Genomic DNA, 26255 nt, shown 5'->3' with positions numbered 1-26255 from the left:
GATGCCGACTGAACGGCCTCCGGGAACTCCCTGATCTCAAGTATCCGTTCACGGACCGGGCCGGCGTTTGAGCTCCAACGCGCGGCGCAATGCCGGCGCTTCCTGCTGGATATGGTCCCACAGGCGGTTGGCGATCGGGCCGTGCGGCCGGTCGCGGCGGCGCCCGACCACCAATTCGTCGGTGCGGCCCGGCAGATGACTGCCGGCAATGGACAGTAGCTGTCCGTCGCGCAGCTCTTCCGCGATCAGGAAATGGGGCAGGTGGCCCCAGCCGAGCCCTTGCAGGATGATTTCCTTCTTCATCGCCTGATCGGGGACCAGGCATTGCGGCGCGCCCTCGACCACGAAGTAGTCCTGTCGTGGCGAATGCAGGGCGGTGTCGCGCATCACGCATTGGGTGAATGCCTGCATCTTCTCCAGTGTGATCGGTTGTTCGATGCGCTCCGGCAGGAAGCCCGGCGCCACCACGGGAATGAACGGCACCTTGCCGAGGTCGATCCACTCGACCCGTGCGTCACCCTTGTCGATCCAGTGCCAGATGAGATCGGCCTTGTCGTCGAAAAGCCGCTCCCACGGGCCGCCGACGGCTTCGAAATGGAGATGCAGCCGCGTGCCGGGGCATTGGGCGAAGAACCGCCCGAGCATGCCCAATACCTGCGGGCGTGGGCAGAGGTCGCCGATCACGACATGGACATCGCTTTCCTCGCCCATCGAAAGCTGGGTGGCATGGACGCGCAGGCCTTCCAAGTCGCGTAGCAGCTGATGCGCGCGACGATGGAACGACAGCCCCGCTTCGGTCGCTCGCACACGGTAGCCGCTGCGATCCAGCAGGACGAGGTCGAGCTGGCGTTCGAGCCTGGCGACGGCGGCGAACACCGCCGGATGCGAGCGGTGGAGCAGGGCTGCCGCAGGCTGAAAGCCGCCGGTGCGGATCACGGCGTCGAAGCACTGGAGGTCGTGCAAGGTGAACTCGGCCATGTCAGCTTTAATTACAGAGATTGTCCTATCTTTGTAATATCACCAAAACCCGGCCACAGCTACGCTTTGCCTCATTCATCGTTCCAAGAGGATTTCATCATGAGTGAGCTGAATTTCGTGACTGTCGGCGACGGCACGCGCATCGCCTACCGCTTCGACGGCGACGCCGGGAAGCCGGTGCTGGTGCTGTCCAACTCCATCGCCACGACGCTGCAGATGTGGGACGGGCAGATCGGCGAGCTGTCCAGGCATTTCCGCGTTCTGCGCTACGACTTTCGCGGTCATGGCGGGTCGAGTACGCCAGTCGGCGCCTATTCGCTCGACCGGCTGGGTCGCGACGTGATCGAACTCATCGATGCGCTCGGCCTCGGGCGCGTGCATTTCCTCGGCCTGTCGCTGGGCGGTTTCGTCGGGCAGTGGCTCGGCATCCACGCGCCCGAGCGAATCGACCGGCTGATCCTGAGCAACACCTCGTCCCATCTCGGGCCGGCAAGCTATTTCGACGAGCGGATTGCCGTCGTGCGGCAGGCGACGGACATGTCGGACACCGCCGACGTGTTCCTCAACAACTGGTTCCCGGCCGACATGGTGGCGGCCAACGAACCCGTCATCGAGGAATTCCGCGCTATGCTGCTTGCGATCGACCGGCAAGGCCTGGCCGGCCTGTTCGCGGCGGTTCGCGATGCCGACCTTCGCCGCACTGTGGCGTTGATCTCCCGGCCGACGCTGGTGATCGCCGGCGAGCACGACACGGTGACGGCCGCGAGCCACAGCGAACTGATCGCGGCCGCGGTGCCCGGCGCGAAGCTTGTCGTGCTGCCCGCGGTCCACCTGTCGAACGTGGAATACCCCGCCGAGTTCATGCAGGCCGTGCTCGATTTCCTGCGCTGAGCCGGAGCACGGTGCCATGGGTACGTCTCATGGCTCCTTGCAGATCGGCAGCGGCTGCGCGGGCGGTGCCGGATGATCCTTCTTGTACTGGGCGATGACAGGCTCGAGGGTTTTTCGCGGCCAGAATTTCGGCGTCCCGATTTCCTTCAGGCAGGATGCGTTCCAGTAGGTGCCTGAAGCGGCATGGCCGCTCGCAACGGCGGCGATGTCGCGCGATTCCGGATAGATGTAGAGGGTCGTCGGGTTGTCTTTCACCATCGAGATGAGCTGCTTGGCATCGGCTGGGGACCAGCTGGTGCAGCCATTGCTGCGGCCGCCGGCATAGTCCACCAGCTTGCCGAACGGCACCATGCCATCGTGGTCGGCATAGGCGCTGTTCGGGGTCTTGCGCATGCACATGGTGCGCAGCACTTGCGCCGCATGGCCGCCGATCACGCGCTGCCTTGCGTTGGCGGCTTCGCCTTCACCGTCGAACTGGATGAAGGTGCGCTGGAAAGCCACGTCCTGTTTCGCGCCGGTGCGATAAAAGCCCTTGAACGAGGTTTTCGCTTCCTGGGTCATGTAGGCACCGCCGGCGGTCAGTTCCGAATCCATGGCATTGCCGAAGTTCTTTGCGCAGCGCCTGCCATTCGAAAAGTCCACGGTGCCTTTCAGGTTCCGGCCGCCGCCGTGACCCGACGAAATCGCACTGAACGACTGGCTGGCTTCGCACACGACATAATAGCGGCGCCCGAGCACGCCATTGCCCAAATCGCCGGGACGGGTGGCGTCCATGGCGAAGTAGCAGGGGTTCCGGACGGCGCCCTGCGCCACCTTCTTCAGGTAAAGCGCGCGCGCCCGCTCCAGCACCACTTGTGAAATCTGGCCATCGCCATTGCCGACATGGGCCTCCAGCCAGGCCGGAATGGCCGATGGCGCGGCAAAGGACCGGGCCGATGCCATCAAGGCCATGACGATGACGAGGAGGCCGAGGAGCGCAACGACACCCAAGGGGACAGATCTCAACCGCACCGGACCCATTCTCCTGTCGAAGCCGTTTGTGATTCCCAACGGTGAATCACCAGAGGACGATCATAAAATAGCATAATCATAAAACGCCGCGCGCCATCAGGCGAAACACATCTTGTTTAGCGCGCCGGCAAGTATGCGTGACAAGCCCGGGCCGACGCGCAACCTTCCAGGCGGCGAGCCCTTGAGGCGGATGCTTGCCTCGGTTATGCCGGCCGTGGTGGCAAGGAGCGCGGATCATGATCGAGATCGTCAAACCGGCGCTTGAACATCTGCCGTCCTACAAGGCGGCGCTCGAACGCGGGTGGTCGCCGGACAATGTGCGGCTCCTGGAGGCGACGCGCGAACAGCTCGCGGCCATAGAAGAAAATCCCACGGCGTTCCTCGCCGACCTCGATGATCCCGAGGCCAAGGGCGCGCCCATCACCTTGCCAGACGGCACACAAGTACCACGCCTGCCGGGCTTCCGTCGCTGGATCTGGGACGGCGAAGCGTCGGGCTCGATCGGCTTCCGCTGGCAAAAGGGCACGGCGGATCTGCCGCCGCACGTGCTTGGCCATATCGGCTACGCGGTGGTGCCATGGAAGCGGCGGCGCGGCTATGCCACGCAGGCCTTGCGGCTGATGCTGGACGAGGCGAGGGCGGTGGGCTTGCCCTATGTCGAGATTACCGCCAAGCCGGGCAATCCGGCCTCGCACAAGGTGATCCTGGCCAATGGCGGCAAACTCGTCGAGCGCTTCTTCGAGGACGCCGCCTATGGCGGGGTGGAAAGCCTGCGGTTCCGGATTGAGCTGTAGCCCTATCGCCTTTTGGCCTCGTCGCGCAGCCAGTCGGCGAGCGATGCGCGATGCGTGCCGGACCTGCCGGTGAAAGCCTCGGCGGACAGCATGGAGTTCAGCACCGCTTCCTGCGTCGCTTCCGCCGCCGCCTGGAAGAGAATGTCGATGCGTGCTTCGTTGAGCGCGAGCAGCGGCACCAGATCGCGGTTTTCATCGTGGTCGATAGCGTTGCCGGTGCTGAAGGCGATGGCGATGTCGCCGCTGCCATTGCCCCAGAAGGAACCGAGCCTGGCGATGCCGGCGCCCGCGCGGCGCGCCACGCGCTCCAGCTGACGGTTTTCGAGCGGCACATCCGTCGCCAGCACGACCATGATCGAGCCGCGTTCGGCCTCGGCCTGCCGCCTGGGGTCGGGCCGGCGCCCATCGGGCAGGACGAGGTCGCCAAGCCTGCCGAAATTCGACAGGACGAGAACGCCAAGATGATATCCGCCGCCAAGCGCGATCTTCCTGGACGCGGAGCCGATGCCGCCCTTGAAGCCGAAGCAGCTCATTCCCGTTCCGGCGCCGACATTGCCCTGTTCGACCGCGCCTTCACGGGCATCGGCCAACGCGGCAAGGGCATGCTCCTCCGATATCGCCATGGCCTGGATGTCGTTCAGCGGACCGTCATTGCACTCACCGACCACCGGATTGACGGTTCCGGTGGTGCGGCCGATCTCGGGGTTCTGGCGGATGGCGTCACGGATCAGCGCCGTGGCGCACGTACCGACTGAAAGCGTGTTGGTCAAGAGGATAGGCGTCTCGATGGTGCCGAGTTCCTCGACCTGCATCAGCCCGACGGTCTTGCCGAAGCCGTTGATGACATGGCATGCCGCCATCACCTTGCTGCGGAACAGGTTTCCGCCATGCGGCAGGATCGCGGTCACGCCGGTGTTGACGTCGCCGTCGCGCAGCGTGCAGTGACCGACGCGCACGCCGGGCACATCGGTGATCGCGTTGTGCGTGCCCGCCGGCAAGGTGCCGCAGGTCAGGCCGAAATCAGCGACGGTCCTTGCCATGTTATTCGGCGGCCGCCGGTACCGGCGGGCTGATGTCGCTGCGCCGTTCCCAGAGTTGGGAGATGACAGCCACGATGACGGCAACCGCCATCGCGAAGGCGCCAACAACCGGCAGGCTGCGATAGCCGTAGCCGGCATTGAGCATGGCGGCGCCCAGCGACGCGGCCAATGCGATGCCGATATTGAAGCCGGACGGGATAAGCGAGGCGGCGAGGCCGGAGGCGTCGGCCGTCCAGGACAGGATGCGGGTCTGGATCGGGGTGCCGATGGCGAAGTTGAGGCCGCCCCAGACGATTACCGCAATAACCATCGGCACGGGGTAGGGGCTGACGGCATAGATGATGGCCAGCGTCACCGCCTGCAGGGCGAGCATGGTGATCAGCGACGGCATCAGTTTCCAGTCCGACAGTTTGCCGCCGAGAAAGACGCCAAGCGTGGCGCCGACGCCGTTGAGCAGCAGCACCCAGGGCACCAGGTTTTCGTCGAGCCCTGTCACCTCCAGCAGCGTCGGGGTGATGTAGGTGAACAGGCAGAACTGGCCGAGCATCAGCATCAGCATCAGGATCAGCGAGGTCCAGACCTGCTGGCGCGCCAGCACGCGGACTTCGCTGGCAAGGCTCGCCGCCTTGGCCTGATATCCGGTGGTGCGCGGCAACAGGGCCGCCATGGCCAGAGTTGCCGCCACGCCGAGTGCGCCCATCACCCAGAAGGTCGCGCGCCAGCCCCAGATGTTGCCGATGGCAGTGCCGGCCGGCACGCCGATGACGTTGGAGACGGTGAGGCCCGACAGGATGACGGCGACCGCCATGCCGCGCTGGTCCTCGCGCACCAGGCCGACCGCGACCACCATGGCAACGCCGAAATAGGCGCCATGCGCGACAGCCACGGCAATGCGCAGCAACAGCATTGAGGTGAAATCGGGCGCCAGCGCGCAGGCCGCCTGGCCGATGGTGAAGGCGACGGCGAGGCCGAGCAGCAAGGTCTTGCGCGGCAAGGACTTGGTGGCGAGCGCCAGCAGCGGCCCGCCGATGGCGATGCCGCAGGCATAGCCGGAGACGAGATAGCCGGCGGAGGGAACCGAAACGCCAAGCCCATGCGCCACCTGCGGCAGCACGCCGGCGATGACGAATTCGGTGGTGCCGAAAGCGAAAGCGGCGATGAACAAGGCGATGAGCGGCAGCGACATGAAAAAGAAACCCTCGAAATACAGGGCTCAAACCATGGATAGCCGTGGCAGGCAATCCAGAAATTGTCGACGTCGCTTTAGCTTTTCTTGACCAGGTCCGTTGGTCACCGGTCCCGTCAGGTCGCGGACTTGCGTCCGTAAGGAATCTTCAGCCACGCCCGCTCATGAAAATAATAGAGCAGCGACTTGGTGACGACTTCGGTCATGCCGATGGCTGCCGCCAGCTTGATGCTTCCGGTCACCACCAGCGAGATGATCATCGTATCGATAGTGCCGGTCACACGCCAGGAAAGCGCCTTGGCGAAACTGCGCGAATGGGTGTCCATCGATTTCCTCCGGGTGGCATTAGATGCTTAGCCGACGGACGTGAGGATGAGCAAAGACTAATTTTGCCGTTGAAGCCGGAATACCGGAATCGTGTTCCCAAGTTGATGTCGATGCGGCAAATCCTTGCCGCCTCAGCTCGCCTTCAGCCTCGATCCCGTGAGCAGGCCGCGCTCTTCGAGCACGGGGTAGGCCATCGACGCCAGCAGCGAGTTGATCTGCTTCAGGTCGCGGATGGTGTCGAGGTGGATCGAGCTGGTTTCGATGCTTTTGGCGGTGCCTTCGCGCAGGCGCTGGAAATGGCTGGCGCTGGTTTCCTTCTCGCGGTCGCGCAACTGGTCCTTCTCCAGCACCAGCTGGCGGGCGGTCTCGGCATCGCGCGAGACCAGCACGTTGAAGGCGAGCCGGGCATTGGCCAGCACCGAGCCATGGAAGGCGCACAGTTCGCTCCAGCCTTCGTCGGTGAATTCCAGCCCGCGGTCGAATTTCTTCTTCACATGCACCAGCATGTTGCGCACGACGATGTCGCCGACCTGCTCGAGCTTGACGCAGGCGCCGATCAGTTCCTGGCATCGCAACGCCTCGTCTTGGGTCATCGGGTTCCTGGTGACCTTGGCGAGGTAGAGCTTTATGGCCGCGTGCCTGCGGTCGACACGGTCGTCGAGGGCCGCCAGCGCCTTGATCTTGTCCGAGTCGGCGTCCTCGTAGAGTTCGATGATGCGCTTGAGCATGATCTCGACCGTCTCGCAGACCCGCACCACTTCGCGCGTGGCGTTGGCCAGAGCCTGGCTCGGCACATCGAGCGCGCCTTCGTTGAGCGCCGACAGTTCGACGACGTCGAGCGTCGCGGCCGGCGCCGGCTTGGCGCCGAGCGCCACGATTCTCTCGGAGGCTCGGTAGACCAACCCGGCCAGCGGCAGGCCGGCAAGCAGGATGATCACGTTGAACAGAATATGAGCGTTGACGATCTGATCGGCCGCCGTCGCGCCGAGCAAGGCGACATGCGGCCGGAAGATCATGAACAGGATCAGTATGACCAGCGAGCCCAGTCCGCGCATCAGGAGGTTGCCGACCGGCACGACACGCACTTCGGGACTCGCCGAGCGTGTCAGCATCGGCGCGATCAGCGACGAACCGAGATTGACCCCGAGGATGAGGACGAGGCCGAGTTCGGGGCTGATCAGGCCGCGGCCGGCCAGCGTCGCCATCAACAGCACCGCCGCGATGCTCGACTGGAACAGCCAGGTGATCATTGCCGCCAGCAGATAGGCGGTGATGGAATCGCTGGAGAAATAATTGAGGATGACCGGCAGCAGCTGGCTGTTGCGCAGCGGCTCGGACGCCTGCCCGATCATTTCCAGTGACAGGATCAGGAGGCCGATGCCGACCAGGATGCGGCCGGTCTGGCGCCAGTCGCGCCGCTCGGTGGCCATGAACATCACCGTGCCTGATATCAGGCAGAGCGGCACCAGCAGCGTGAGATCGAAGGTCAGCAGCTTGACCACCAGAGCCGAGCCGATCTCGGCGCCACGCACCGCCAACTGGCCGGCGGCGCCCGAGACGATGCCGGAACCGGCGAAGGAGCCGACCAGCAAGGTGACCGCGGTCGAGCTTTGCAGCGCGATCGCAAGGCCGGTGCCGGCCAGTACCGCCATGATCGGGTTGCGCATGGTGGCGCGCAGACGATGGCGCAGCACGTCGCCATAGGCGCGCTCGACGCCGGTCTTGACCATGCGCGTGGCAAACAGCATCAGCGCCACGGCGCCGGCCAGATGCAGAAGGACGACCGAGCCGCTCATCGCGGCGCCTGGATGCGGGCGGGGCGCGCGCCGCGGGCAGCATGGCGACCGGTGGCTAAGGCGAGGGTAAGAATCATGGTCATGGCAGCCTTGGAATATAGCCGGAATATTTTAGCCGGATAATAAAAATTTGTCGATTTCAAGGGCCGCCGCGAGGCGACGGCCGGTGTCGGAAAATGGACGGGCCCGCAAATGGTTGCAGTGGCTGGAGCGGTGGATCGGCGGGATCTGCGGCACTGTTGGCGCCGGTCTTCGCGACGATGTTCAAATCTTTGGAATAAGCGGCGGAATTCATTACACAATTGTAATGGTGGCGTTCAGTTTCGGTTCATCCCCTGGCCGTTATTCCTCTGGCATCGACAACCAAGGAGACTTCCGATGAAACGCATTGTCCTTTCCACTCTTGCTTTCTCGATGCTGGCCGCCACCTCGCTCACCGGCCAGGCAGCGCCGATAAACGCGCCAGTGGCGCCGCAGTCGAACTACATGAAAGTCGATTGGCAGAAGCCTGGCAGGCATGTCGAGAAGCGCGTGGTGAAGAAGAAGGTCGTCGTGAAGCGCAATCACTGGCGCAATGGCCAGAAATATTCCGGCTGGAGACAGCACCAGCCGATCCGCGACTATGGCCGCTATGGCCTGCATCGTCCCGGCCGCGGCCAGGAATGGATCCGCGTCGGCAATGACTATGTGCTGGTCGGCATCCTCTCCGGCGTCATCTTCGGCGCGCTTGCCGCGCAGTAATCGTTGGCGAAAGCCGGCATCTCGCCGGCCTTTCGATGGGAGGCGGCCTCGCGAGGGTCGCCTTCTTTGGTTCGTCCTGCCCAGTCTCATGCCGACCCGCCTTGCCGGAAATATCACAATATGCGATATTTAAACGGTGAAGCGGGTCGTACTTCTGCCTTTGGCGGCAAAAGCGTTGCGAAAGCATCGGGTCGATGCCGAGAGGATTTTATCGAAGATCGAAACCTATGCCAGGGACGCGAGTACGCTTGCAAACAGCGTCAAGGCCTTGCAGGGATCTTCGGCCCTGCGCCTGAGGGTCGGCGACTATCGCGTGATCTTCGAAGAGACGGATCAAGAGATCATCGTGACTAAGATCGGACCGCGTGGATCGGTTTATGATTGAAGGAATGCCGGGATGAATAACATCGCCTATGTCACGACGCCAGGTGGCGAGGAACTGGCCATCCTGCCTCGCAGCGAACTGGAAGCCCTTCGTGAATCGCTGGAGCATGCGCAGGCGCTTGGCGGGTTTCGTGCCGGGCAGCTTCCCGGTCTTACGCCCGATGAAGCACGAGCACTTGTCGGCGCGGTCTCTCCGCTTGCTTTTTGGCGCAGATACCGCAAGCAGACCCAGGCTGTTCTCGCTGCCTCCGTGGGCGTGACCCAGAACTATCTTTCGGATATCGAGAACGGAAAGCGCGGTGGGGACGTCACGCTTTGGCTGCGGATTGCCCGCGCTCTCGAATTGCCCATCGAGAGTTTGGTCGACGACGGCGACTGATCGGCGGCACCGGAGGGTCGCGTTGCCCTGTGGAAACCGGGTATGGCCTCTATTGGGGGTCGTCTGAGATCGCGGGCATGATTATATGGTGGCGAAACGAGTTCCCCGATGCGCTTTCCGCCCGCCTTCCTCGACGAGATACGCGACCGCGTGCCGATTTCCTCTGTTATCGGCCAGCGCGTGGCGTGGGATCGCAAGAAGACCAACCCGTCGCGCGGCGACTATTGGGCGTGCTGTCCGTTCCATGGCGAGAAGAGCCCGTCCTTCCACTGCGAGGACAAGAAGGGCCGCTATCACTGTTTCGGCTGCTCGGTCTCGGGTGACCATTTCAAGTTCCTGACCGAACTCGAAGGACTGAGTTTTCCCGAGGCGGTCGAGAAGATCGCCGACATGGCCGGTGTGCCGATGCCGGTCCGCGACGAACAGGAAGAGCGGCGCGAGAAAGAACGCGCCAGCCTGACCGACGTCATGGAGATGGCGACGGCCTTCTTCCAGGAGCGCCTGCAAGGGCCTGAAGGCGCCAAGGCCCGCGCCTACCTGCGCGACCGTGGGCTGACACCGGCGACGCAGCAGTCGTTCCGGCTCGGCTTCGCGCCCGACAGCCGCAATGCGCTGAAGGAGCATCTGGCCGCCAAGGGTGTGCCGAAGGCCGATATCGAGGCCTGCGGGCTGGTGCGCCATGGCGACGACATTCCCGTCTCCTACGACTGGTTCCGCGACCGCATCATGTTCCCGATCCCGGATTCGCGCGGCAAGATCATCGCCTTTGGCGGCCGCGCACTGGCCCCCGACGCGCTCGCCAAATACATGAACTCGCCAGACACCGAGCTCTTCCACAAGGGCAATGTGCTCTATAATTTCGCCCGCGCCCGAAAAGCCTTGGCCAAGGGCGGGACGGTCATCGCGGTCGAAGGCTACATGGATGTGATCGCGCTGGCGCAGGCCGGCTTCGAGAATGTCGTGGCGCCGCTCGGCACCGCGCTCACCGAAAACCAGCTCGAACTGCTATGGCGCATGGCGCCGGAGCCGATGCTGTGCTTCGACGGCGACAAGGCCGGGCTGAAGGCGGCATGGCGGGCAGCCGACATGGCGCTGCCGTCAGTGCAGGCCGGGCGCTCGGCGCGCTTTGCGCTGCTGCCGGAAGGCAAGGATCCCGACGATCTGGTCAAGGCCGAGGGGCCAGACGCCTTCCGCGCCGTGCTGGCCGATGCGCGGCCGCTGGTCGACCTGTTGTGGATGCGCGAGACAGCGGGCGGCGTCTTCGACACGCCGGAGCGGCGGGCGGAATTGGGACAGACGCTGCGGGAACTCAGCAGCCGCATCCGCGACGAAAGCACGCGCTACCACTACCAGCAGGAAATGCGCGAGCGGGTGCTGAGCTTCTTCGGCTCCCAGCGCAATGCGCGGCAAGGTCGTCAGGATAACGGCCGGCCCGGCGAGCGCGGCCAGGGCAAGCCTGCGCCGGGCGGGCAATTCGCCAAGCCTGGTGGCGGCCGCATGGCGATCACCGAAAGCCTCGGCCAGTCGGCGCTGGTCAAGCGCGGCGAGGGAATGTCGGTGCGCGAGGCAACGATCATCGTCGCATTGATCAACCATCCCGCGCTGATCGACGAGAACTTCGCCCATGTCGAATTCCTCGATCTCGCCAATTCCGATCTGACCCGTCTGCATGCCGCCATCCTCGACGCGATGGCGCATGATATGGCCAATGACCGCAACGCCGTGGTGGCGACGGTCGAGCGCGCCGGCTGCGCCGAGATCTGGGAGCGGGCCGTCGGCCTGATCAGGCGGGCGCGGCAATGGCCGGCACTGGAGACGGCGGCGCTCGAGGATGCCCGCGACGCTCTGAACCAGGCGTTGCACTTGCAGCGTAGCGCGCGGACCTTACATAAGGAGCTGAAACAGGCGGAAGCGGCGCTCGAAGCTGATCCTTCGGATGAAAACTTCCGCCATCTGATCGAAATTCAGGCGCAATTTCAGGATGTACAAGCAACGGAAGCGCTGATCGAAGGATTCGGCGTTTCGTCGGGCAGGGCTGGACGAGCCTAAGTGCATGCGAGTGCGGAATGAAGGCGTTGCCATGCCTCCTTTTGGGGCGGGGCGCGCTAAGTCGGGTAATTGATTCGCTTTTTTCATGCGAATCATGCCAGAGCCGCTTGACCTTCGGACAGAATGGCGGAATCAGGACGATTCGAAACGTTAACCCGCACCCGCGTCGACGGGAAACAAGCGATGTGAGGTACTGGTCACTGGACAGGCAGCCCGCCTGCCACAGATATCAGGGTTAATCTGGACTTAATGCATGCCGCCCAAGAGTGGAACCCGGTTTTGGGGCGACGGCATGCACCAAACAAAAAGAGTGGATGCAGCTCATGGGCCGGGTGAAGCGCGTTTAGAAAAACGGGCGTATCCGATTTGACTGGTCCGAAAGCTGACGCGGCCCGATGGCCGGCCGCTAGGAGAAGATAAAGACTATGGCGACAAAGGAAAAGGAAGAGGTCGAGACCGAACGCGAAGGCGCCACCGATGGGCCCTTGCTCGACCTTTCCGATGATGCTGTCAAGAAGATGATCAAGGCCGCCAAGAAGCGCGGCTATGTCACCATGGACGAGCTGAATTCGGTGCTGCCTTCCGAGGAAGTGACCTCCGAGCAGATCGAGGACACGATGGCGATGCTGTCCGACATGGGCATCAACGTCGTCGAGGATGACGAACAGGGCGAAGAGGCCGAGGCCGGCGACACAGCCGCCGACGCCGAGGAAGACGCCAACGAGCTGGCCGAGCAGACCGGCACCGCGGTCGCCGCCACCACCACCAAGAAAGAGCCGACCGACCGCACCGACGACCCCGTGCGCATGTATCTGCGCGAAATGGGCTCGGTCGAGCTTCTGTCGCGCGAGGGCGAAATCGCGATCGCCAAGCGCATCGAGGCCGGCCGCGAGACGATGATCGCGGGTCTGTGCGAAAGCCCGCTGACCTTCCAGGCCATCATCATCTGGCGCGACGAGCTCAACGAATCCAAGATCCTGCTGCGCGAGATCATCGATCTCGAAGCCACCTATGCCGGGCCCGAGGCCAAGCAGGCGCCGGTGGTCGAGCGCGTCGAGGAGGCGCCCAAGGCCGAGGAAAAGCCGCGTCGCGGACGCGACGATGAAGACGACATCACCAATGTCGGCGCCGACACGCGCGGCATCGGGGATGACGACGAGGAAGACGAGGACGAGGCGAGCCTGTCGCTGGCGGCGATGGAAGCGGAACTCCGCCCGCAGGTGATGGAGACGCTCGACGTCATCGCCGACACCTACAAGAAGCTGCGCAAGCTGCAGGACCAGCAGGTCGAGAACCGTCTGGCCGCCGCCGGCACGCTATCGCCCAGTCAGGACCGCCGGCTGAAGGAGCTGAAGGACCAGCTGATCAAGGCGGTGAAGTCGCTGTCGCTCAACACGGCGCGCATCGAGGCGCTGGTCGAGCAGCTCTACGACATCAACAAGCGCCTGGTGCAGAACGAGGGCAAGCTTCTGCGCCTCGCCGAAAGCTATGGCGTGCGCCGCGAGGAGTTCCTGAAGGAATATCAGGGCTCCGAGCTCGATCCGAACTGGACGCGCTCGATCGCCAATCTGACCTCGCGCGGTTGGAAGGAATTCACCAAGAACGAGAAGGATGCGATCAAGGACCTGCGCGCCGAGATCCAGCACCTGGCCACAGAAACGGCGATCTCGATCCTGGAATTCCGCAAGATCGTCAATCAGGTGCAGAAGGGCGAGCGCGAAGCAGCGATCGCCAAGAAGGAAATGGTCGAGGCCAATCTGCGCCTCGTCATCTCGATCGCCAAGAAATACACCAATCGCGGCCTGCAGTTCCTCGACCTGATCCAGGAAGGCAATATCGGCCTGATGAAGGCGGTCGACAAATTCGAATACCGCCGTGGTTACAAGTTCTCGACCTACGCGACATGGTGGATCCGGCAGGCGATCACGCGTTCGATCGCCGACCAGGCGCGCACCATCCGCATTCCGGTGCACATGATCGAGACGATCAACAAGATCGTGCGCACCTCGCGCCAGATGCTGCACGAGATCGGCCGCGAGCCGACGCCGGAGGAACTGGCCGAAAAGCTCGCAATGCCGCTCGAAAAAGTGCGCAAGGTCTTGAAGATCGCCAAGGAGCCGATCTCGCTCGAAACGCCGGTCGGCGACGAGGAGGATTCGCATCTGGGCGATTTCATCGAGGACAAGATGGCGATCCTGCCGATCGATGCGGCGATCCAGGCCAATCTGCGCGAGACCACCACGCGCGTTCTGGCCTCACTGACGCCGCGCGAGGAGCGTGTGCTACGCATGCGCTTCGGCATCGGCATGAACACCGACCACACGCTGGAAGAAGTCGGCCAGCAGTTCTCGGTCACCCGCGAGCGTATCCGCCAGATCGAAGCCAAGGCGCTGCGCAAGCTCAAGCACCCGAGCCGGAGCCGCAAGCTGCGCAGCTTCCTCGATAGCTGAGTTCATTTCTATCTATCACGACGAGTTAAGGGCGCCGGTTGGCGCCCTTTTTGTTTCAGGCGTCAGAGCAACGGCACGTTCAGCAGTGCGCCCTTGACGATGATTCCGCCCCGATCGCCGATCTCGATCGAGCCATAACGCTGCCTGAAGCTCTCGGGCAGCGGACGGTCGCCGGGGACCGACAGCCACAGGCGCAGCATATGGCGCCGCCTGTCGGGGTCCGGCCAATCGCGAAAGCCCATGCGATCGTGAAGCAGCGAATGATTGTAGACGAACTGCATGTCGCCCGGTCGAAGCCGCATCGACAGATTTAGCTTCGGGTCATTGGCGAGGCTGTCGAAGAGATCCAGCGCTTCGACATGGGCGGCGGTGAGCCGCATGGCATCGGGAAAGCGTTGCGCGCTGTCGATGTACTGGCGCTGATAGATGCCGGTCAGCAGTCCGGCATGCCAGTTGAGTACGGGGATTTCGAAATAGGGCTTTTCGCCTTCCGGGATCTCGCCGCGCCGGTCGGTGGCAATCGGATCAAACAGCAGGGGAACCAGATCGGGCCGTCTTTTGCGCATCTCGTTGTAGATCGTCACCGTGCTGACCAGCAGGGACTCGCCGCCTTGCATGGCATCGCGCAGGCAGAGCAGACCGACGACGTCGGCGGAGTCGGTGTGAAATGTCTGGCGTTCCGACGTCTGGTAAATGCGCGTCGTGACGTCCCTGGCGTCGGCGCCGATGTCGCGGACATGGCCGAGGATATGGCCCTGGGCATTCTGGGACCGAGCGCTTCCCAGATGGGCGCCAACTCCGCAGAAGATCGTTGCCGCCATCTCGGCGGAATAGCTTTCGACCGGGAGACCGCGCAGCACCTCGAATCCAATGCCTGCAATCAGTTTTTCGCGAAGGGCCGCAAGACGGCCGGCCAGACGAGGCAAAGGGAAATCCGCCTTGGTAAGGCCGCTGAGATCGTGCGAGCCGGCAAGAAAGCCGGTCGCGGCAACTTCCAGTTCCACGACATCCTGCGGGCCCAGTTCGACCAGCCACTTTTCAGGATGCTTCGCCATGTACTCGCCGGTCCAGGCGGCGGAAGTTTCGATCTGTTCCGGCGGCAGGTCTATCGTCTCGCGCATGAAGCTCTCCTGCGGCTGGGTCGGTCACGGACGTTTTGCCGGGCTCACGCCACGACGGAGATTGCCGCAATCAAGCGGGTTTTTAAACCGGCTTCAACTGGCCGCGCTCACTCTGCAATGGGTGTCGGCGCGGTAGTGCTTGCGGGACGTGGGCAGCGGGAGGATAATCCGACGTCGGATGCATTTTTCGGGCGACAACCCCGGCAGCCCGCCCCGGTCGAGGCCGTGTCGATACGGCCTGAGTGCCGTGCTCCGTGGCCCCGGAGGGAGGTGTGCCATGACAAGCTACATCGTGCTGATGAACTGGACGGAGCAGGGCGCCAGAAATGTGCGCGATTCACCGAAGCGGCTCGATGCAGCCAGGAAGCAGCTGGGCGAAATGGGCGGATCGTTCAAGGCGTTCTACCTGACCATGGGCGAGTACGACATGGTGGCGGTGGTCGAGGCGCCCGACGACGCGGTCCTGGCGCGTTTCTCGCTGATGCTGGCGGCGGCCGGCAACATCAGGACGCGGACGATGAAGGCCTTCCCCGAATTCGCCTATCGCGAGATCATCACCTCGCTTGGATGATGATGTTTTCGCGGACAGCCCGGTCAGGTGCCGCCTCAACGGCACTCGACCCGGCGCGCGTTCCGACAAATCTGACAGTTGCCTCGGGACAGGACGCCTCGCCGTGGTAGACATGCGGCCGAGGAGAGATCGCATGAAGAAAGTCTCGATATTGGCTGCCAGCCTCGCTTTGTTGTCCTTGATGCCGATCGACGCCGGCGCCGCCGCGCAAAAACCGGTCGGCATGGCAAATCCCGCATCGCTCCATTGCGGTGCGGTCGGCGGCCGCTTCGTGGTCAGGAAGGACAAGGCCGGCAACGAATACGGCTTTTGCCGCCTGCCCAACGGTCGCCTGTGCGAGGAGTGGGCGCTGTTTCGCGACAACAAGTGCGTCGGGCCGAAGGCGGCGATGCGCGGCAAGTGACTGGTAGCGGAACCACGCCTTTGCTGACCGTCTGGTACAACACGCGCTGCCCGGTCTGCGATGCCGGTATCGGCAGACAGAAGCGACGGCTGGTCGAGGCCGTGAAGGCCGGACGGGTCGAATTTCGCGACATCAACCTGGAGCCGCATGCGCTGTCGTCGCATGGCGTCTCGCTGGAGGACATCCGCTGCCGGCTGCATGCCATCGATGCCGAGGGTAGGGTGCTGGTCGGCGCCGACGTGGCGATCGCGGTCTGGCTGTTGACGCCGGGCGAGGGCTGGCTGGCGAGCCTGTTCGGCAATCGGCTCATGCTGCCGCTGACCCGCCATGCCTATGATCGCTTCGCCGATCTGCTCTACGGCTGGAATCGGCGCAAGGGCCGCTGGTAGCGGTCTCGCTGGCCGGACATTCGTTGACCCGGAACTCTCAGCGTTCAAAAAAAAGTCATCGCGGCGTATCCATCTAGCGGACCTTGCGCCGGACCCTAGTTCTGCATGCAAGGGCCTCGTGGCCCCCGTCCATGGCTTTGCCGGCCGTCCGGCAAGAAGGATGCATAAAAAAAGAAAATCGGAACTTAGGGAGATCGACCATGATCGCTGATCATGAATACACCAATCGTGGGCAGGGCTTCGCGGCCACGCGACGCACCCTGCTGCAAATCGCGCTGGGCGCGGGTGGCGCGGCCTCGCTGGCGGCGCTGGCCGCCTTGCCGGCCTCCGCGGCGGCAGACGCTACGCAGGGCGACTTTCCCCAACACAAACCGTGGAAGTTCGTCTTCGTCAACCATGTCACCACGAACCCATTCTTCGTGCCCACCCAATACGGGATCGCCGATGCCTGCGCGCTGCTCGGCTGCTCCTATCAGTGGACGGGCTCACAGCAATCCATCGCCTCCGAGATGGTCAACGCCATGAACACGGCCATCGCCGCGGGGGTCGACGGCATTGCCGTCTGCCTCGTCGACGAGCACGCTTTCAACGAGCCGGTGAGCAAGGCGCTCGCGGCCGGGATTCCTGTCTTCGCATACAACGCCGATGCCAAGGGCAATGCCCGGCTCGCCTATGTCGGCCAGGATCTGTATCTTGCCGGCAAGGCGCTTGGAGAGCGTATCGTAAGCCTGGTCGACGAGGGCGAGGTGGTGGGTTTCATCGCCACGCCCGGCCAGCTCAACATCCAGCCGCGTCTCGATGGCGCCGCCGACGCGATCAAGGCTTCAGGCAAGAAGATCACTTTCACCCAGATCGCCACCGGACCGACGGTCAACGAGGAGGTGTCGCGCGTCGATGCCTATTATGTCGGCCACAAGGACGTGAAGGGTATATTCGCCGTCGATGCCGGCAGCACCATGGCGGTCGGCAAGACCATGGAGAAATACGGTCTGCACGCCAATGGCGTCAGGGCCGGTGGCTTCGATCTCCTGCCCGCGACGCTGGACGCCATCGCCAAGGACCATCTCGACTTCACCATCGACCAGCAGCCCTATCTGCAGGGCTTCTACGCGGTGATGGAGATGTTCCTGTTCCAGATGTCGGGCGGGCTTACGGGCCCGGCCGACATAAACACAGGCCTCAAATTCGTCACCAAGGACAGCGTCCAGCCCTATCTGAAGACGCAAAGCCGCTACGAGGGCAATGCGAGCAAGCAGATGCTGATCGAGCGCTCGGGCGCCATCGGCGGTTGAGGGCGAGCCCATGGCCGACGATGCCCGGCATTCTCCGGCCGGCGAAGGCCGGCTCCCCGACGACGCCGTGAAGGGAGCCGACGCCGCACCGCGCCGCGGCGCCTGGAACCTGGCCGCGACGGCTGTCTTTCGGTACCGCGAAGCCAGCATCGTCATTGCCGGCCTGCTGCTGGTGATCTATTTTCAGTATTCCAGCGCGGCCTTTCTGTCGCCGGCCAACCTCGAAAACCTCGTCCAGTTCACCGCCACCACCGCCATCATCGCCGCTGGCGAGGTGATGGTGCTGGTGTGCGGGGAACTGGACCTGTCTGTGGGCATGGTCTATGCGCTGGCACCCTTCCTCATGTACTTCGCCATGGCTGGCGGCGCACCGCCATGGCTCGCGGTGGTCGCGGGGCTCGCGGCGGCGGCATTGGTGGGCGCGATCAACGGTTTCCTCACCACGCTGTTGCGCCTGCCTTCCTTTGTCACGACCCTCGGCATGCTGTTCTTGATCAACGGTTTCACCTTGACCATTTCCGGCGGCTTTCCGGTGCAGCCGCTGGCGGGCGAACTCTTCACCCAGATTTTCGGCGGCAACCCCTGGGCGGAATTGGCCTGGGCGCTGGCGATCGCGATCGGCCTGCAATTCGTGCTGATGAAGACGCGCTGGGGCCTGCACACCGTCGCCACCGGCGGCAACCCGACTGGCGCCGCCGAGGTCGGCATCAAGGTCCGGCGCATCAAAACCGGCAATTTCATCCTGTGCAGCATGCTCGGCGGCTTTGCCGGGATGCTCGATGCCTTCCGTATCGGCTCGATCGACCCGCTGGCCGGCGGCAGCGAGATCATGTTCGCGGCGATCGCTTCGGCCGTCATCGGCGGCACATTGCTGACCGGTGGACTCGGCACCACGGTCGGCGCCTTCCTCGGCGCGCTCGTGCTGGCCATTCTGAAGGACGGCTTCACCTTGCTGGGCGTCAGCGCCTTCACCTTCGACATGATCCTAGGCGCGGCTATCCTGGCGACAATGACGGTGAATATCCATCTCAGCCGGCTGCGCGACCAGGGAGGCGGATAATGGAACAAGAGGCGGTTTCGGGCGAATTGATGCGGGCCGAGCACATCGCAAAGCGTTTCGGCCAGGTCACGGCGCTGCGCGACGTCAATCTGCGGCTGAAACGCGGCGAGGTGCTGGGATTGCTCGGCGACAACGGCGCCGGCAAGTCCACGCTGATGAAGATCCTTACCGGTTTCCTCAAGCCCACGAGTGGACAGCTCTATCTCGACGGCGTGCCCGTAACGCTGAGTTCGGTCGCGCATGCACGCAGCCTCGGCGTAGAGGCGGTGTACCAGGACCTGGCCCTGATCAATGAGCTGAATGTCTACCGCAACATGTTCCTGCAGCGCGAGGCCGTGTTCGGCGGCCCGCTTGGAATCCTCGACGACAAGGCCATGCGCCGCGCGGCGCTGGCGCAACTGGAGCGCATGGGTGTCAACATCCCTTCGGTGGATGCCGAGGTGTCCCGGCTGTCGGGCGGCCAACGCCAGGCGATCGCCGTCGCCCGCTCGGTCTACCAGAAAGCCAGGATCCTGCTGCTCGACGAGCCGACAGCGGCGATGGGCGCAAAGGAATCGGCACTGATCCTCGATCTGATCCAGCAGCTGAAGGAGGGGGGCGATGTGGGCATCATGATCATAGCGCACAACTACGCCCAGATCTTCGACGTCTGCGACAGGATCAACCTCATCGAGGGTGGGATCATCGTCTTCGACAAGCCCACCTCCGAGACCTCCGTCCAGGAACTGACGGATCTCGTGGTCCGCGAATACCGCAACGCGCGCAAGGGCGTGAGGGGTCGATAGCTTCCTCCACTGGCGTCACTCTCAGATACATCGTAAGATATATCTTGACTCGATCGACCGGCGAGCCTAATTAAGATATATCGTAAGATAGAACTTTAGGAGCGATCAATGCACAATCATTCCGACCACCATCATTTCGGCGAGCGCATGTTCATGCACATGGCCGGCAAGTTCGGCGGCAAATTTGGTGGCAGAGGAGGCGGCGGCTTCGGTCCGTTCGGGGGGAGGGGCGGCGGGCGCGGCCCAGGCGACATGTTCCGCGCCGGACGGATGCTCGCCGATGGTGACCTCAAGCTGATCACGCTGTCGCTGCTGGCGGAGGCGCCGCGCCACGGCTACGACATCATCAAGGCGCTGGAAGAGCGTACTAGTGGCATCTACAGCCCGAGCCCGGGCGTCGTCTACCCGACGCTGACCTTCCTGGAAGAGGCCGGCTACGCTGTCTCGTCGAGCGAAGGCAACAAGAAGGTGTTCTCGATCACCGAGGCCGGGCAGGCGCATCTGGCCGAGAACCGCGAGATGATCGACGGCGTGCTCGAGCATCTCGAACGCTTCGGCCGCAAGATGGCCAAGGCGCGCGAATGGTTCGGCTGGAACGACGATGGCGAGGATCGTCGCGGCGGCCGGGGTGGCCGTGGCGAGCGCTCGGAAACGCGCGACGAATTCCGTGCCATCCGCCACCGGCTGCGCGCCGCACTCGGTGACATCGTCGATGCCCCGGCGGAAAAGCAGGCCGAGGCGATGAGCATCCTCGAAGCCGCGGCAGACGCGCTGGAAGCGCTGACGCACCGGTGATCTCGTGATGCCCGCGTCTCTTAAAAGCTCAACAGACAAGCCCGGGGAGACCCGGGCTTTTCTCGTCAGGCCATTGTCGGCATCATTCCTTGCCGACATATTCGCTGATCAGCTTTTCATTGCGCGCTTTCTCGATCTTGGCGGTGGTCTCGGCGGAGATGCGCTCGTCGGTGCGGTACTTGACCAGGTTCACCAGGCTGCCGGTCAGCAGCAGGATGCCCATGGCCCAGTAGCCCTTGGTCGACAAGTCGACCGGCGCCAGCCACAGCGACAGGCCGAGCATGAAGTAGGCGGCGCCCACCGAGACGGTGTTGAACATGATGTAGGTCTGATTGCTGTTCATTGTCGTATTCCTTTGATTGGATCGAAGTTGGGTTTGATGTGCAGGTCAAAAATATTCAGTTGATGGTTTTCAGGCGCTCGAGCACGTCCTTGGCGCGCACCTTCACCGCCGGGCCGTGTCCGGCGTCGGCAAGGCGGTCGCGGATCGCCTCGTGACGCAGCTCGCCGTCGATCTCATCGAGAATGCCGGCCTCCTCGAACGGATCGCTGCCTGCCTTGATGCGGGCCAAAAGCTCTTCGGCGTCGTTGAGGCTTGCCGAATGGCCGATCGACCTGACGAGGCGTGACTGCGCCTTGCGCTCGGCATCGATGGCCCGGGCCGAGATCATGCCCTGGTTGAGGTCGATGATGCGACGGTGCGCCCGCTCCACCGAAACGCGCATCCGCAAGGTCTTTTCGCCAAGGCTCTGCACCGTGGCGCGGCGGACCTCGCGTTCATTCTCCAGTTCGGCGATGGCCGCGGCACCGCTCTCGGCCAGTCCGCTGTTGCCGGCGGCCAGTGCGCTGATGGTGCGTGCCTCCAGGTCGGCGTGGCGGCGATCGAGATGCTCGAGGCCGGCCTGCTCGGCACGCTGGCGCACGATCAATGAGGCGAGTGTCTGCTTGGCGGCGGCAAGTCCCGCCTCGGCATCGCGGATGCGCTGCGCCAGAAGGTCGATGGCGAAGCGATCCTTGAGGCCGTCCTCGGCCCGTGCGCCGGCGCCGTCGAGCAATGTTCTGATCAGGCTAAGCATGGTTCTTCTCCCTTCGAAGTTTTGGTGAACGATGTTCACAAACTCAACTTAGCAGGAAATGAACTGTGTTCAAGACGATTTTGAACACTGTTCACGATATCCGGGATATGGTAAACGAAGGGAAATCGGGGGTTCGAAAAAGCGTGCCATCAAAAGCACGCGCATCCAAAGGACTTATATGGCGCTGGACAAGGAAGAGACGGGCGAGCGGGTGCTGGCCATTGCCGAGACGCTGCTCGACGAAGGCGGCATGGACAATCTGAAGGCGAGGACCATCGCCGAACAGGCGGGCATCTCGGTCGGCTCGGTCTACAATCTGTTTTCCGATCTCGACGGCGTGCACCGCGCCGTCAACATGCGGCTGCTCGACCGGCTGGGGGTCGCGGGCGCGGCGGCGATGGCCGATCTTGGCAGGCGCGGCATTACCGACGTGCGCCAACGGCTGATGGCGCTGGCCGGCGCCTATGTTCGCTTCGTCGAGGCGCATCCCGGCAGCTGGCCGGCGCTGCTTGCCTTCAACCGGCGGCGTCCGGTGCTGACCGAGCCCGACGTCTATGAGGCAAGGCTCGACCAGTTGTTCGAGATCATCGCCAGCGTCCTTGCCGATGGCGGCTTCGATCTCGACGAGGACACGCGCCGGATCGCCGCGCGAACCCTCTGGTCAAGCGTGCATGGCATCGTCACCAGCGGGTATGCGGGGAGGTCCGAGCGCCGGCAGGCCGACGAGATCGACCGGCAGATCGAGCTCCTGGTCGCCGTCTTCATCAGGGGGCTGGAACGCGGCGGCACATTCGCGCATGCTGGGAAGACAACGTCGTGAATCGCATACCGACGGCGATCGCAGGCGACAAGGAGATCTGAGCGATGTCTTTTCTGAAACGTCTTTTCGGCGGCGGCGGCGAAGCGGCCGAGCCTGGAAGTGCCGCGCCCGCCAAGCAGGTCGAGCACAAGGGTTTTACGATCAGCGCCACGCCCTACAAGACAGAAGGTCAGTACCAGACGTGCGGCATCGTCTCCAAGGAAATCGACGGCGTGGTGAAGGAGCACAAATTCATCCGCGCCGACCGTTTCGCCGGGCTGGACGACGCCGTCGACATCTCGATCAAGAAAGGCATCCAACTCGTCGACGAACAGGGCGATCGGATTTTCGGGTAAGGGTCGGCCGTTTCCGAAAAGGCGCGGATTGTGCGTGAGGCGGGCTTACAACCTCGAGCACTCGTGAAGCGCTCGAGGTCCTTGGCCGCTGTGCCATCCCAGGCGAGTATTATCCGCGCTTTTGGATGACGCCGTAGAGCACGTTGCGGTTCTCACCGAAATACACCTGCGCCTCCACGGTGTTGCGGTCGACGCTGGCATTGATAATGTTCCACATGTCGACTTCCGACCGCAGCAGCAGCACCCAGTCCATGAACGTTTCCCAATACCCCGCGCCGGAACTGCCTTCGGCGTAGTTGGCGAACAGGAATATCCCGTTCGGCTTCAGCATCTGCAGGCAGGTCTTGGTGAGTTTCACAGCGACGTTGTGCTGGAGGTAGTCGTAAAGGCCAGAGGCGTAGATGAAGTCGAACTTGCCCAGCTTGTGGCCTCTCGTGAGCATGGTTCGCACCGAACCGTCGATGGCTTGGACCGCGGTGCCCTGGAAGTCGCGCGCGATCAGTCCGACGCTCTGGGGATCCTGGTCGAGCGCGACCCAGCGCTTGAGGCGGCGCTCGGCCAGGGCGGCCGAACGGTTCGCTTCGCGCAGATGGCCGGCCGCGATCGCCAGGACTTCGGTTTCCGGTCCATTCTTGGCCGCAATCTCATCGACATAACGGGTCAAGAGATCGCGCCGTTCCCGCGCTGCGATGGACGACGGCACGTCCTTGGTATGGCTGTAGAGTGCCTTGCCGATCTCCGAGGCGCTTGCCACGCTCTCGGCCACGTGCGGGTCACAATAGATGTAGTCAAGCAACTGCGCGTCGCCGGAATAACCCCTGGGTTTGGTGAAGGACCAGCGCGTAAGCGGATCCTCGAGAAAATATTTCATGACCGGATGGTTCTGCACCACCGGTATCAAGGCTTGCCAAACGTCGGGATGAACCTTGGAGCGCGTCGCGCTGAGGTGCGACGTCAGGCGACGCGTGATCTCGGCGGGGTCCTTGTGTTGTTCGATCTGCTGCTGTGTCGCGTGAAGAATGAGTGCAAGCTCGGCGCGGGCGGTTTCGAACGCTTCGCCGTGATGCTCGATCTTTCCTCGCGGTAGCCCGCCGGCGATCGCCTCCGCAGTGATCAGACTCTGGCCATCAAAGACAGTTTGCACACCAAGGCTCCATAGTTAACAGTCAGTTAACTTATTGCTTAGAATACTCGATTTGCCAATGTCGGCTCGCAGGCATTTTATCGGTATGATTAATTTCCCGCTAACCATGTCAATTCTTTGGGGTTTTTAAGGAGGGGATTCCGGGTTCGAGTTAACGGAAACTTGTCCTGCGTCGTTGCATTTGACTGCGCGGCAAGACGTGTCGCGCCCAAGGAGTCGGTCTGCGTTGGGGGCAGAAGCTGGAAAAGAATTCGGAACGCGAAATGCCGCTCAGCCGGGATTCGTCGTGAACGAACGCGTGTCATCCAGAGTGGCGGATGCCGTGGATGCGGAACCGCACGATCCGCGTCAGGAGTTGGGGGCGGTCGAACTTCGTATCCTTTACCGCAAGGAAGCTGAAGCGACGCGAAGAATGGAAACCAGGCCAGGGCTTTGGGTCGCCGTTGCCATCTATCTGCTGTTTTCGGCAACGGATCTGCTACTCATTCCTGACGTTGCAGCCTACACGATCGAGGCGCGCTTCGCGGTCGGATTGACCGTGCTTTTGACCATGGAGGCACAGCGTCGCCGGGGAGCCGGAGGGGAATGGCTTGATATAACCTGCGCCGCGGCCATTATATTTGGCTATCTCGGTTGGCTATGCCCGGCGGTTTTGTCTGCAGATAAGGAAAGCGTCTCTTACTATATGATCTTCGGCACCATTTTCATGATGGGGGCCAATCTCTTCTTCACATTCAGATTCAAGTTATCTATTGTAACCTCCGCTATAATCTTGTGCGTATTGTACATTGTGAACTATTTCGTGCCTTCTACGTCAACGTACAAGATAATATTGGGAATTTTCTATATATCGTGCTTCATCTTTACCTCTTATGTGAACTGGAAACTGAACGAAGAGCGCTACAACGTCTTCCTCAACGCGCGGGAAGCCAAGATCCAGCACAATGAGGCCACCGAGCGCGGCAAGGCCCTGCTCAGGCTGTCGCGGACGGATCCGCTGACTGGTCTGGAGAACCGGCGCGCGATCGACGAGAAACTGCGCGACTACTGGAATGACTGGCAAAAGCTTGGCCATGGTTTTGCGGCGATCCTCATCGACGTCGATTTCTTCAAGAAATTCAACGACTGCTATGGCCATCAGGAAGGTGACCGTTGCCTGATCCAGGTCGCCGATGCGCTCAGTGAGCTGATCAAGCAATATGATGGTTCCATCGGCCGCTATGGCGGTGAGGAATTCATCGTCCTAGCCCGCATGGACAGGAAAGACCAGGTCGCGGATCTGGCGGAAGCCATTTGCCGCACGATCGAGAACCTGGCGATCGCGCACGAGTTGCGGCGGGATGGCGTCGCGATCGTGACGGCGAGCGTGGGCGCGGCGTTCACCAGGAAGCAGACCGCCGCCAAGCTGGAGAAGATCATCCACGAGGCCGATCGAGCGCTCTATCTGGCAAAAGCCAGCGGCCGAAACTGTGTCCGGCTGTTCGATCCGACCGACCCCCAAAGCAGCGACGAGAGCGAGAACCTCGCGGCTTTGCTGAAGATCGCGATCGGCCAGGATCTCGTTTCGCTCGTCTATCAGCCCATCGAGGACGTCGCGTCGGGCAGGGTCGATGCGGTGGAGGCGCTGATGCGCCTCAAGATGTTCGACGGCACCTTGGTCCCGCCGAGCCTGTTCATTCCCGTCGCGGAGCGAACCGGCGCCATCCTCGAGCTCGGGCGTTGGGCAATAAGGACCGTCTGCGCCGAGATCCTGGCGCAGGATCACGTGCGCGTCGTCAGCGTCAACGTCTCGCCGATCCAGCTCAAGACACCCGGCTTCGCTACATCGGTCGCGACCATTCTGGGCGAGACCGGCGTAACCGGAAACAGGCTGGCCTTCGAGATCACCGAGGGGCTGGAGATGGAGATGCACTCCGACATCCTGCGCTGCATCAGCGACCTTAAGCTGCTCGGCATCAGGATATGGCTCGATGATTTCGGGACGGGCTTCGCCGGCCTTTCGTGGCTTCGCCTCATCGATTTCGATACGGTCAAGATCGACCGCTCGTTTCTCCACGACTGCGGCACCCCCAAGGGCATGGCGATGCTGCAGGACATCATCGCGCTGGTCAGAAATCGCGGCCACAAAATCCTGGTCGAAGGGGTGGAGACCGAAGAGCAGATGCTCCTCATGCGCCAGTTCGGCATAGACAAGGTCCAGGGCTTTCATGTCGGCCGCCCGGCTCCGGCCGCGAATTTCCAGGCCAAGCGGGCCATTCAAAAGCGGCCGTTCACGGTTCTCAAGTCGGCGTGACGGCTAAGCAGGCGGTGGCTTGACCGGCCATCGGCCATCAAGCGCCCGTTTGTTACCTGGCCACGATTGCCGTCCGGCCGTGCCTACAGCATGTCGCGGCGAACAGGATTCGCCCGACCTGCTGTAAGCTTCTGATTTTATGCAT

At 62.9% G+C, this 26255-nt stretch carries 27 protein-coding genes; 17 read left to right on the top strand and 10 right to left on the bottom strand.

Going from position 1 to position 26255, the window contains the following annotated elements:
• Positions 1-48 precede the first annotated feature (48 nt).
• On the bottom strand, positions 49-978 hold the full coding sequence (locus LB536_RS21860) for a LysR family transcriptional regulator (protein WP_224596201.1): 930 nt from the start codon (positions 976-978) through the stop codon (positions 49-51).
• A 99-nt stretch (positions 979-1077) separates the two neighbouring features.
• Between LB536_RS21860 and LB536_RS21855 the strand changes: the two genes are divergently transcribed.
• A complete protein-coding gene (locus tag LB536_RS21855) occupies positions 1078-1869 on the top strand; it encodes an alpha/beta fold hydrolase (RefSeq protein WP_224596198.1) in 792 nt (263 codons plus the stop codon).
• Positions 1870-1896: 27 nt separating this feature from the next.
• On the opposite strand, the gene LB536_RS21850 is transcribed toward LB536_RS21855, so the two are convergent.
• Positions 1897-2880: a murein L,D-transpeptidase catalytic domain family protein gene (locus tag LB536_RS21850; RefSeq protein ID WP_224596196.1), complete on the bottom strand. Its 984-nt coding sequence runs from the start codon at positions 2878-2880 to the stop codon at positions 1897-1899.
• Positions 2881-3116: 236 nt separating this feature from the next.
• Here LB536_RS21850 and LB536_RS21845 point away from each other — a divergent pair, with 236 nt between their 5' ends.
• The gene (locus LB536_RS21845; RefSeq protein WP_224596195.1) at positions 3117-3674 is read left to right on the top strand and encodes a GNAT family N-acetyltransferase; all 558 of its coding nucleotides are present in this window, start codon (positions 3117-3119) and stop codon (positions 3672-3674) included.
• A 2-nt stretch (positions 3675-3676) separates the two neighbouring features.
• Here the strand turns inward: LB536_RS21845 and LB536_RS21840 are convergent, their stop codons facing one another.
• The 4 genes from LB536_RS21840 to LB536_RS21825 all read right to left on the bottom strand — a co-directional run bounded on the left by LB536_RS21840 (position 3677) and on the right by LB536_RS21825 (position 8023).
• Entirely contained in the window at positions 3677-4714 is a 1038-nt protein-coding gene (locus LB536_RS21840; protein ID WP_224596193.1) for a P1 family peptidase, read from the bottom strand.
• Between the two features lies 1 nt (position 4715).
• Positions 4716-5900, bottom strand: a complete 1185-nt coding sequence (locus tag LB536_RS21835; RefSeq protein WP_224596191.1) for an MFS transporter — start codon at positions 5898-5900, stop codon at positions 4716-4718.
• Between the two features lie 116 nt (positions 5901-6016).
• Entirely contained in the window at positions 6017-6226 is a 210-nt protein-coding gene (locus LB536_RS21830; protein WP_140761175.1) for a DUF2061 domain-containing protein, read from the bottom strand.
• 132 nt (positions 6227-6358) lie between these two features.
• Positions 6359-8023 (bottom strand): Na/Pi cotransporter family protein, encoded by a 1665-nt coding sequence (locus LB536_RS21825; RefSeq protein WP_140810273.1) that lies wholly within the window; start codon positions 8021-8023, stop codon positions 6359-6361.
• A gap of 378 nt (positions 8024-8401) precedes the next feature.
• On the opposite strand from LB536_RS21825, the gene LB536_RS21820 reads away from it, so the two are divergent.
• The 5 genes from LB536_RS21820 to rpoD all read left to right on the top strand — a co-directional run bounded on the left by LB536_RS21820 (position 8402) and on the right by rpoD (position 14026).
• Positions 8402-8764, top strand: a complete 363-nt coding sequence (locus LB536_RS21820; RefSeq protein WP_140810272.1) for an RcnB family protein — start codon at positions 8402-8404, stop codon at positions 8762-8764.
• A 136-nt stretch (positions 8765-8900) separates the two neighbouring features.
• Positions 8901-9149: a type II toxin-antitoxin system RelE family toxin gene (locus LB536_RS21815; protein WP_224596190.1), complete on the top strand. Its 249-nt coding sequence runs from the start codon at positions 8901-8903 to the stop codon at positions 9147-9149.
• A gap of 12 nt (positions 9150-9161) precedes the next feature.
• Positions 9162-9527, top strand: coding sequence for a helix-turn-helix transcriptional regulator (locus tag LB536_RS21810; RefSeq protein WP_127278334.1), 366 nt, complete (start codon positions 9162-9164; stop codon positions 9525-9527).
• Between the two features lie 108 nt (positions 9528-9635).
• Entirely contained in the window at positions 9636-11576 is a 1941-nt protein-coding gene (gene dnaG / locus LB536_RS21805; RefSeq protein ID WP_140810271.1) for a DNA primase, read from the top strand.
• Between the two features lie 425 nt (positions 11577-12001).
• Positions 12002-14026, top strand: a complete 2025-nt coding sequence (gene rpoD / locus LB536_RS21800; protein WP_027145766.1) for an RNA polymerase sigma factor RpoD — start codon at positions 12002-12004, stop codon at positions 14024-14026.
• A 62-nt stretch (positions 14027-14088) separates the two neighbouring features.
• On the opposite strand, the gene LB536_RS21795 is transcribed toward rpoD, so the two are convergent.
• On the bottom strand, positions 14089-15147 hold the full coding sequence (locus LB536_RS21795) for a TauD/TfdA family dioxygenase (RefSeq protein ID WP_224596188.1): 1059 nt from the start codon (positions 15145-15147) through the stop codon (positions 14089-14091).
• A 277-nt stretch (positions 15148-15424) separates the two neighbouring features.
• Here LB536_RS21795 and LB536_RS21790 point away from each other — a divergent pair, with 277 nt between their 5' ends.
• From LB536_RS21790 to LB536_RS21760, 7 genes are all read left to right on the top strand, one after another.
• Positions 15425-15718 (top strand): GYD domain-containing protein, encoded by a 294-nt coding sequence (locus tag LB536_RS21790; protein WP_140761191.1) that lies wholly within the window; start codon positions 15425-15427, stop codon positions 15716-15718.
• 133 nt (positions 15719-15851) lie between these two features.
• The gene (locus tag LB536_RS21785) at positions 15852-16121 is read left to right on the top strand and encodes a DUF333 domain-containing protein (protein ID WP_140761194.1); all 270 of its coding nucleotides are present in this window, start codon (positions 15852-15854) and stop codon (positions 16119-16121) included.
• Between the two features lie 20 nt (positions 16122-16141).
• Entirely contained in the window at positions 16142-16510 is a 369-nt protein-coding gene (locus LB536_RS21780) for a thiol-disulfide oxidoreductase DCC family protein (RefSeq protein ID WP_224596187.1), read from the top strand.
• Positions 16511-16710: 200 nt separating this feature from the next.
• A complete protein-coding gene (locus LB536_RS21775) occupies positions 16711-17802 on the top strand; it encodes a sugar ABC transporter substrate-binding protein (RefSeq protein WP_140761201.1) in 1092 nt (363 codons plus the stop codon).
• Positions 17803-17812: 10 nt separating this feature from the next.
• Positions 17813-18862, top strand: coding sequence for an ABC transporter permease (locus LB536_RS21770; RefSeq protein WP_224596186.1), 1050 nt, complete (start codon positions 17813-17815; stop codon positions 18860-18862).
• A complete protein-coding gene (locus tag LB536_RS21765) occupies positions 18862-19647 on the top strand; it encodes an ATP-binding cassette domain-containing protein (protein ID WP_140810265.1) in 786 nt (261 codons plus the stop codon). Before LB536_RS21770 ends, LB536_RS21765 begins: the two co-directional genes overlap by 1 nt.
• 108 nt (positions 19648-19755) lie before the next feature.
• Complete coding sequence (locus tag LB536_RS21760) at positions 19756-20442, top strand: PadR family transcriptional regulator (RefSeq protein WP_140761210.1); 687 nt, start codon at positions 19756-19758, stop codon at positions 20440-20442.
• 82 nt (positions 20443-20524) lie between these two features.
• Here LB536_RS21760 and LB536_RS21755 read toward each other — a convergent pair whose 3' ends face one another.
• Together LB536_RS21755 and LB536_RS21750 are read right to left on the bottom strand one after the other, a co-directional pair.
• A complete protein-coding gene (locus LB536_RS21755) occupies positions 20525-20785 on the bottom strand; it encodes a YiaA/YiaB family inner membrane protein (RefSeq protein ID WP_027145771.1) in 261 nt (86 codons plus the stop codon).
• A gap of 55 nt (positions 20786-20840) precedes the next feature.
• Positions 20841-21518, bottom strand: coding sequence for a PspA/IM30 family protein (locus LB536_RS21750; protein WP_140761213.1), 678 nt, complete (start codon positions 21516-21518; stop codon positions 20841-20843).
• Positions 21519-21696: 178 nt separating this feature from the next.
• Between LB536_RS21750 and LB536_RS21745 the strand changes: the two genes are divergently transcribed.
• Together LB536_RS21745 and LB536_RS21740 are read left to right on the top strand one after the other, a co-directional pair.
• Positions 21697-22338: a TetR/AcrR family transcriptional regulator gene (locus LB536_RS21745; RefSeq protein WP_140761216.1), complete on the top strand. Its 642-nt coding sequence runs from the start codon at positions 21697-21699 to the stop codon at positions 22336-22338.
• Between the two features lie 44 nt (positions 22339-22382).
• Positions 22383-22673 carry an HlyU family transcriptional regulator gene (locus tag LB536_RS21740; protein WP_224596185.1) on the top strand — a complete coding sequence of 97 codons (291 nt, stop codon included), beginning with the start codon at positions 22383-22385 and terminating at the stop codon, positions 22671-22673.
• A gap of 109 nt (positions 22674-22782) precedes the next feature.
• Here LB536_RS21740 and LB536_RS21735 read toward each other — a convergent pair whose 3' ends face one another.
• A complete protein-coding gene (locus tag LB536_RS21735; protein WP_224596184.1) occupies positions 22783-23817 on the bottom strand; it encodes a class I SAM-dependent methyltransferase in 1035 nt (344 codons plus the stop codon).
• A 298-nt stretch (positions 23818-24115) separates the two neighbouring features.
• On the opposite strand from LB536_RS21735, the gene LB536_RS21730 reads away from it, so the two are divergent.
• Complete coding sequence (locus tag LB536_RS21730) at positions 24116-26110, top strand: putative bifunctional diguanylate cyclase/phosphodiesterase (RefSeq protein WP_224596234.1); 1995 nt, start codon at positions 24116-24118, stop codon at positions 26108-26110.
• The last annotated feature ends 145 nt before the right edge of the window (positions 26111-26255 follow it).

Origin of the sequence: Mesorhizobium sp. ES1-3, assembly GCF_020164795.1 — a bacterium.
Taxonomy (GTDB): Bacteria; Pseudomonadota; Alphaproteobacteria; order Rhizobiales; family Rhizobiaceae; genus Mesorhizobium.
This window is presented reverse-complemented; position numbering and strand designations above follow the sequence as displayed.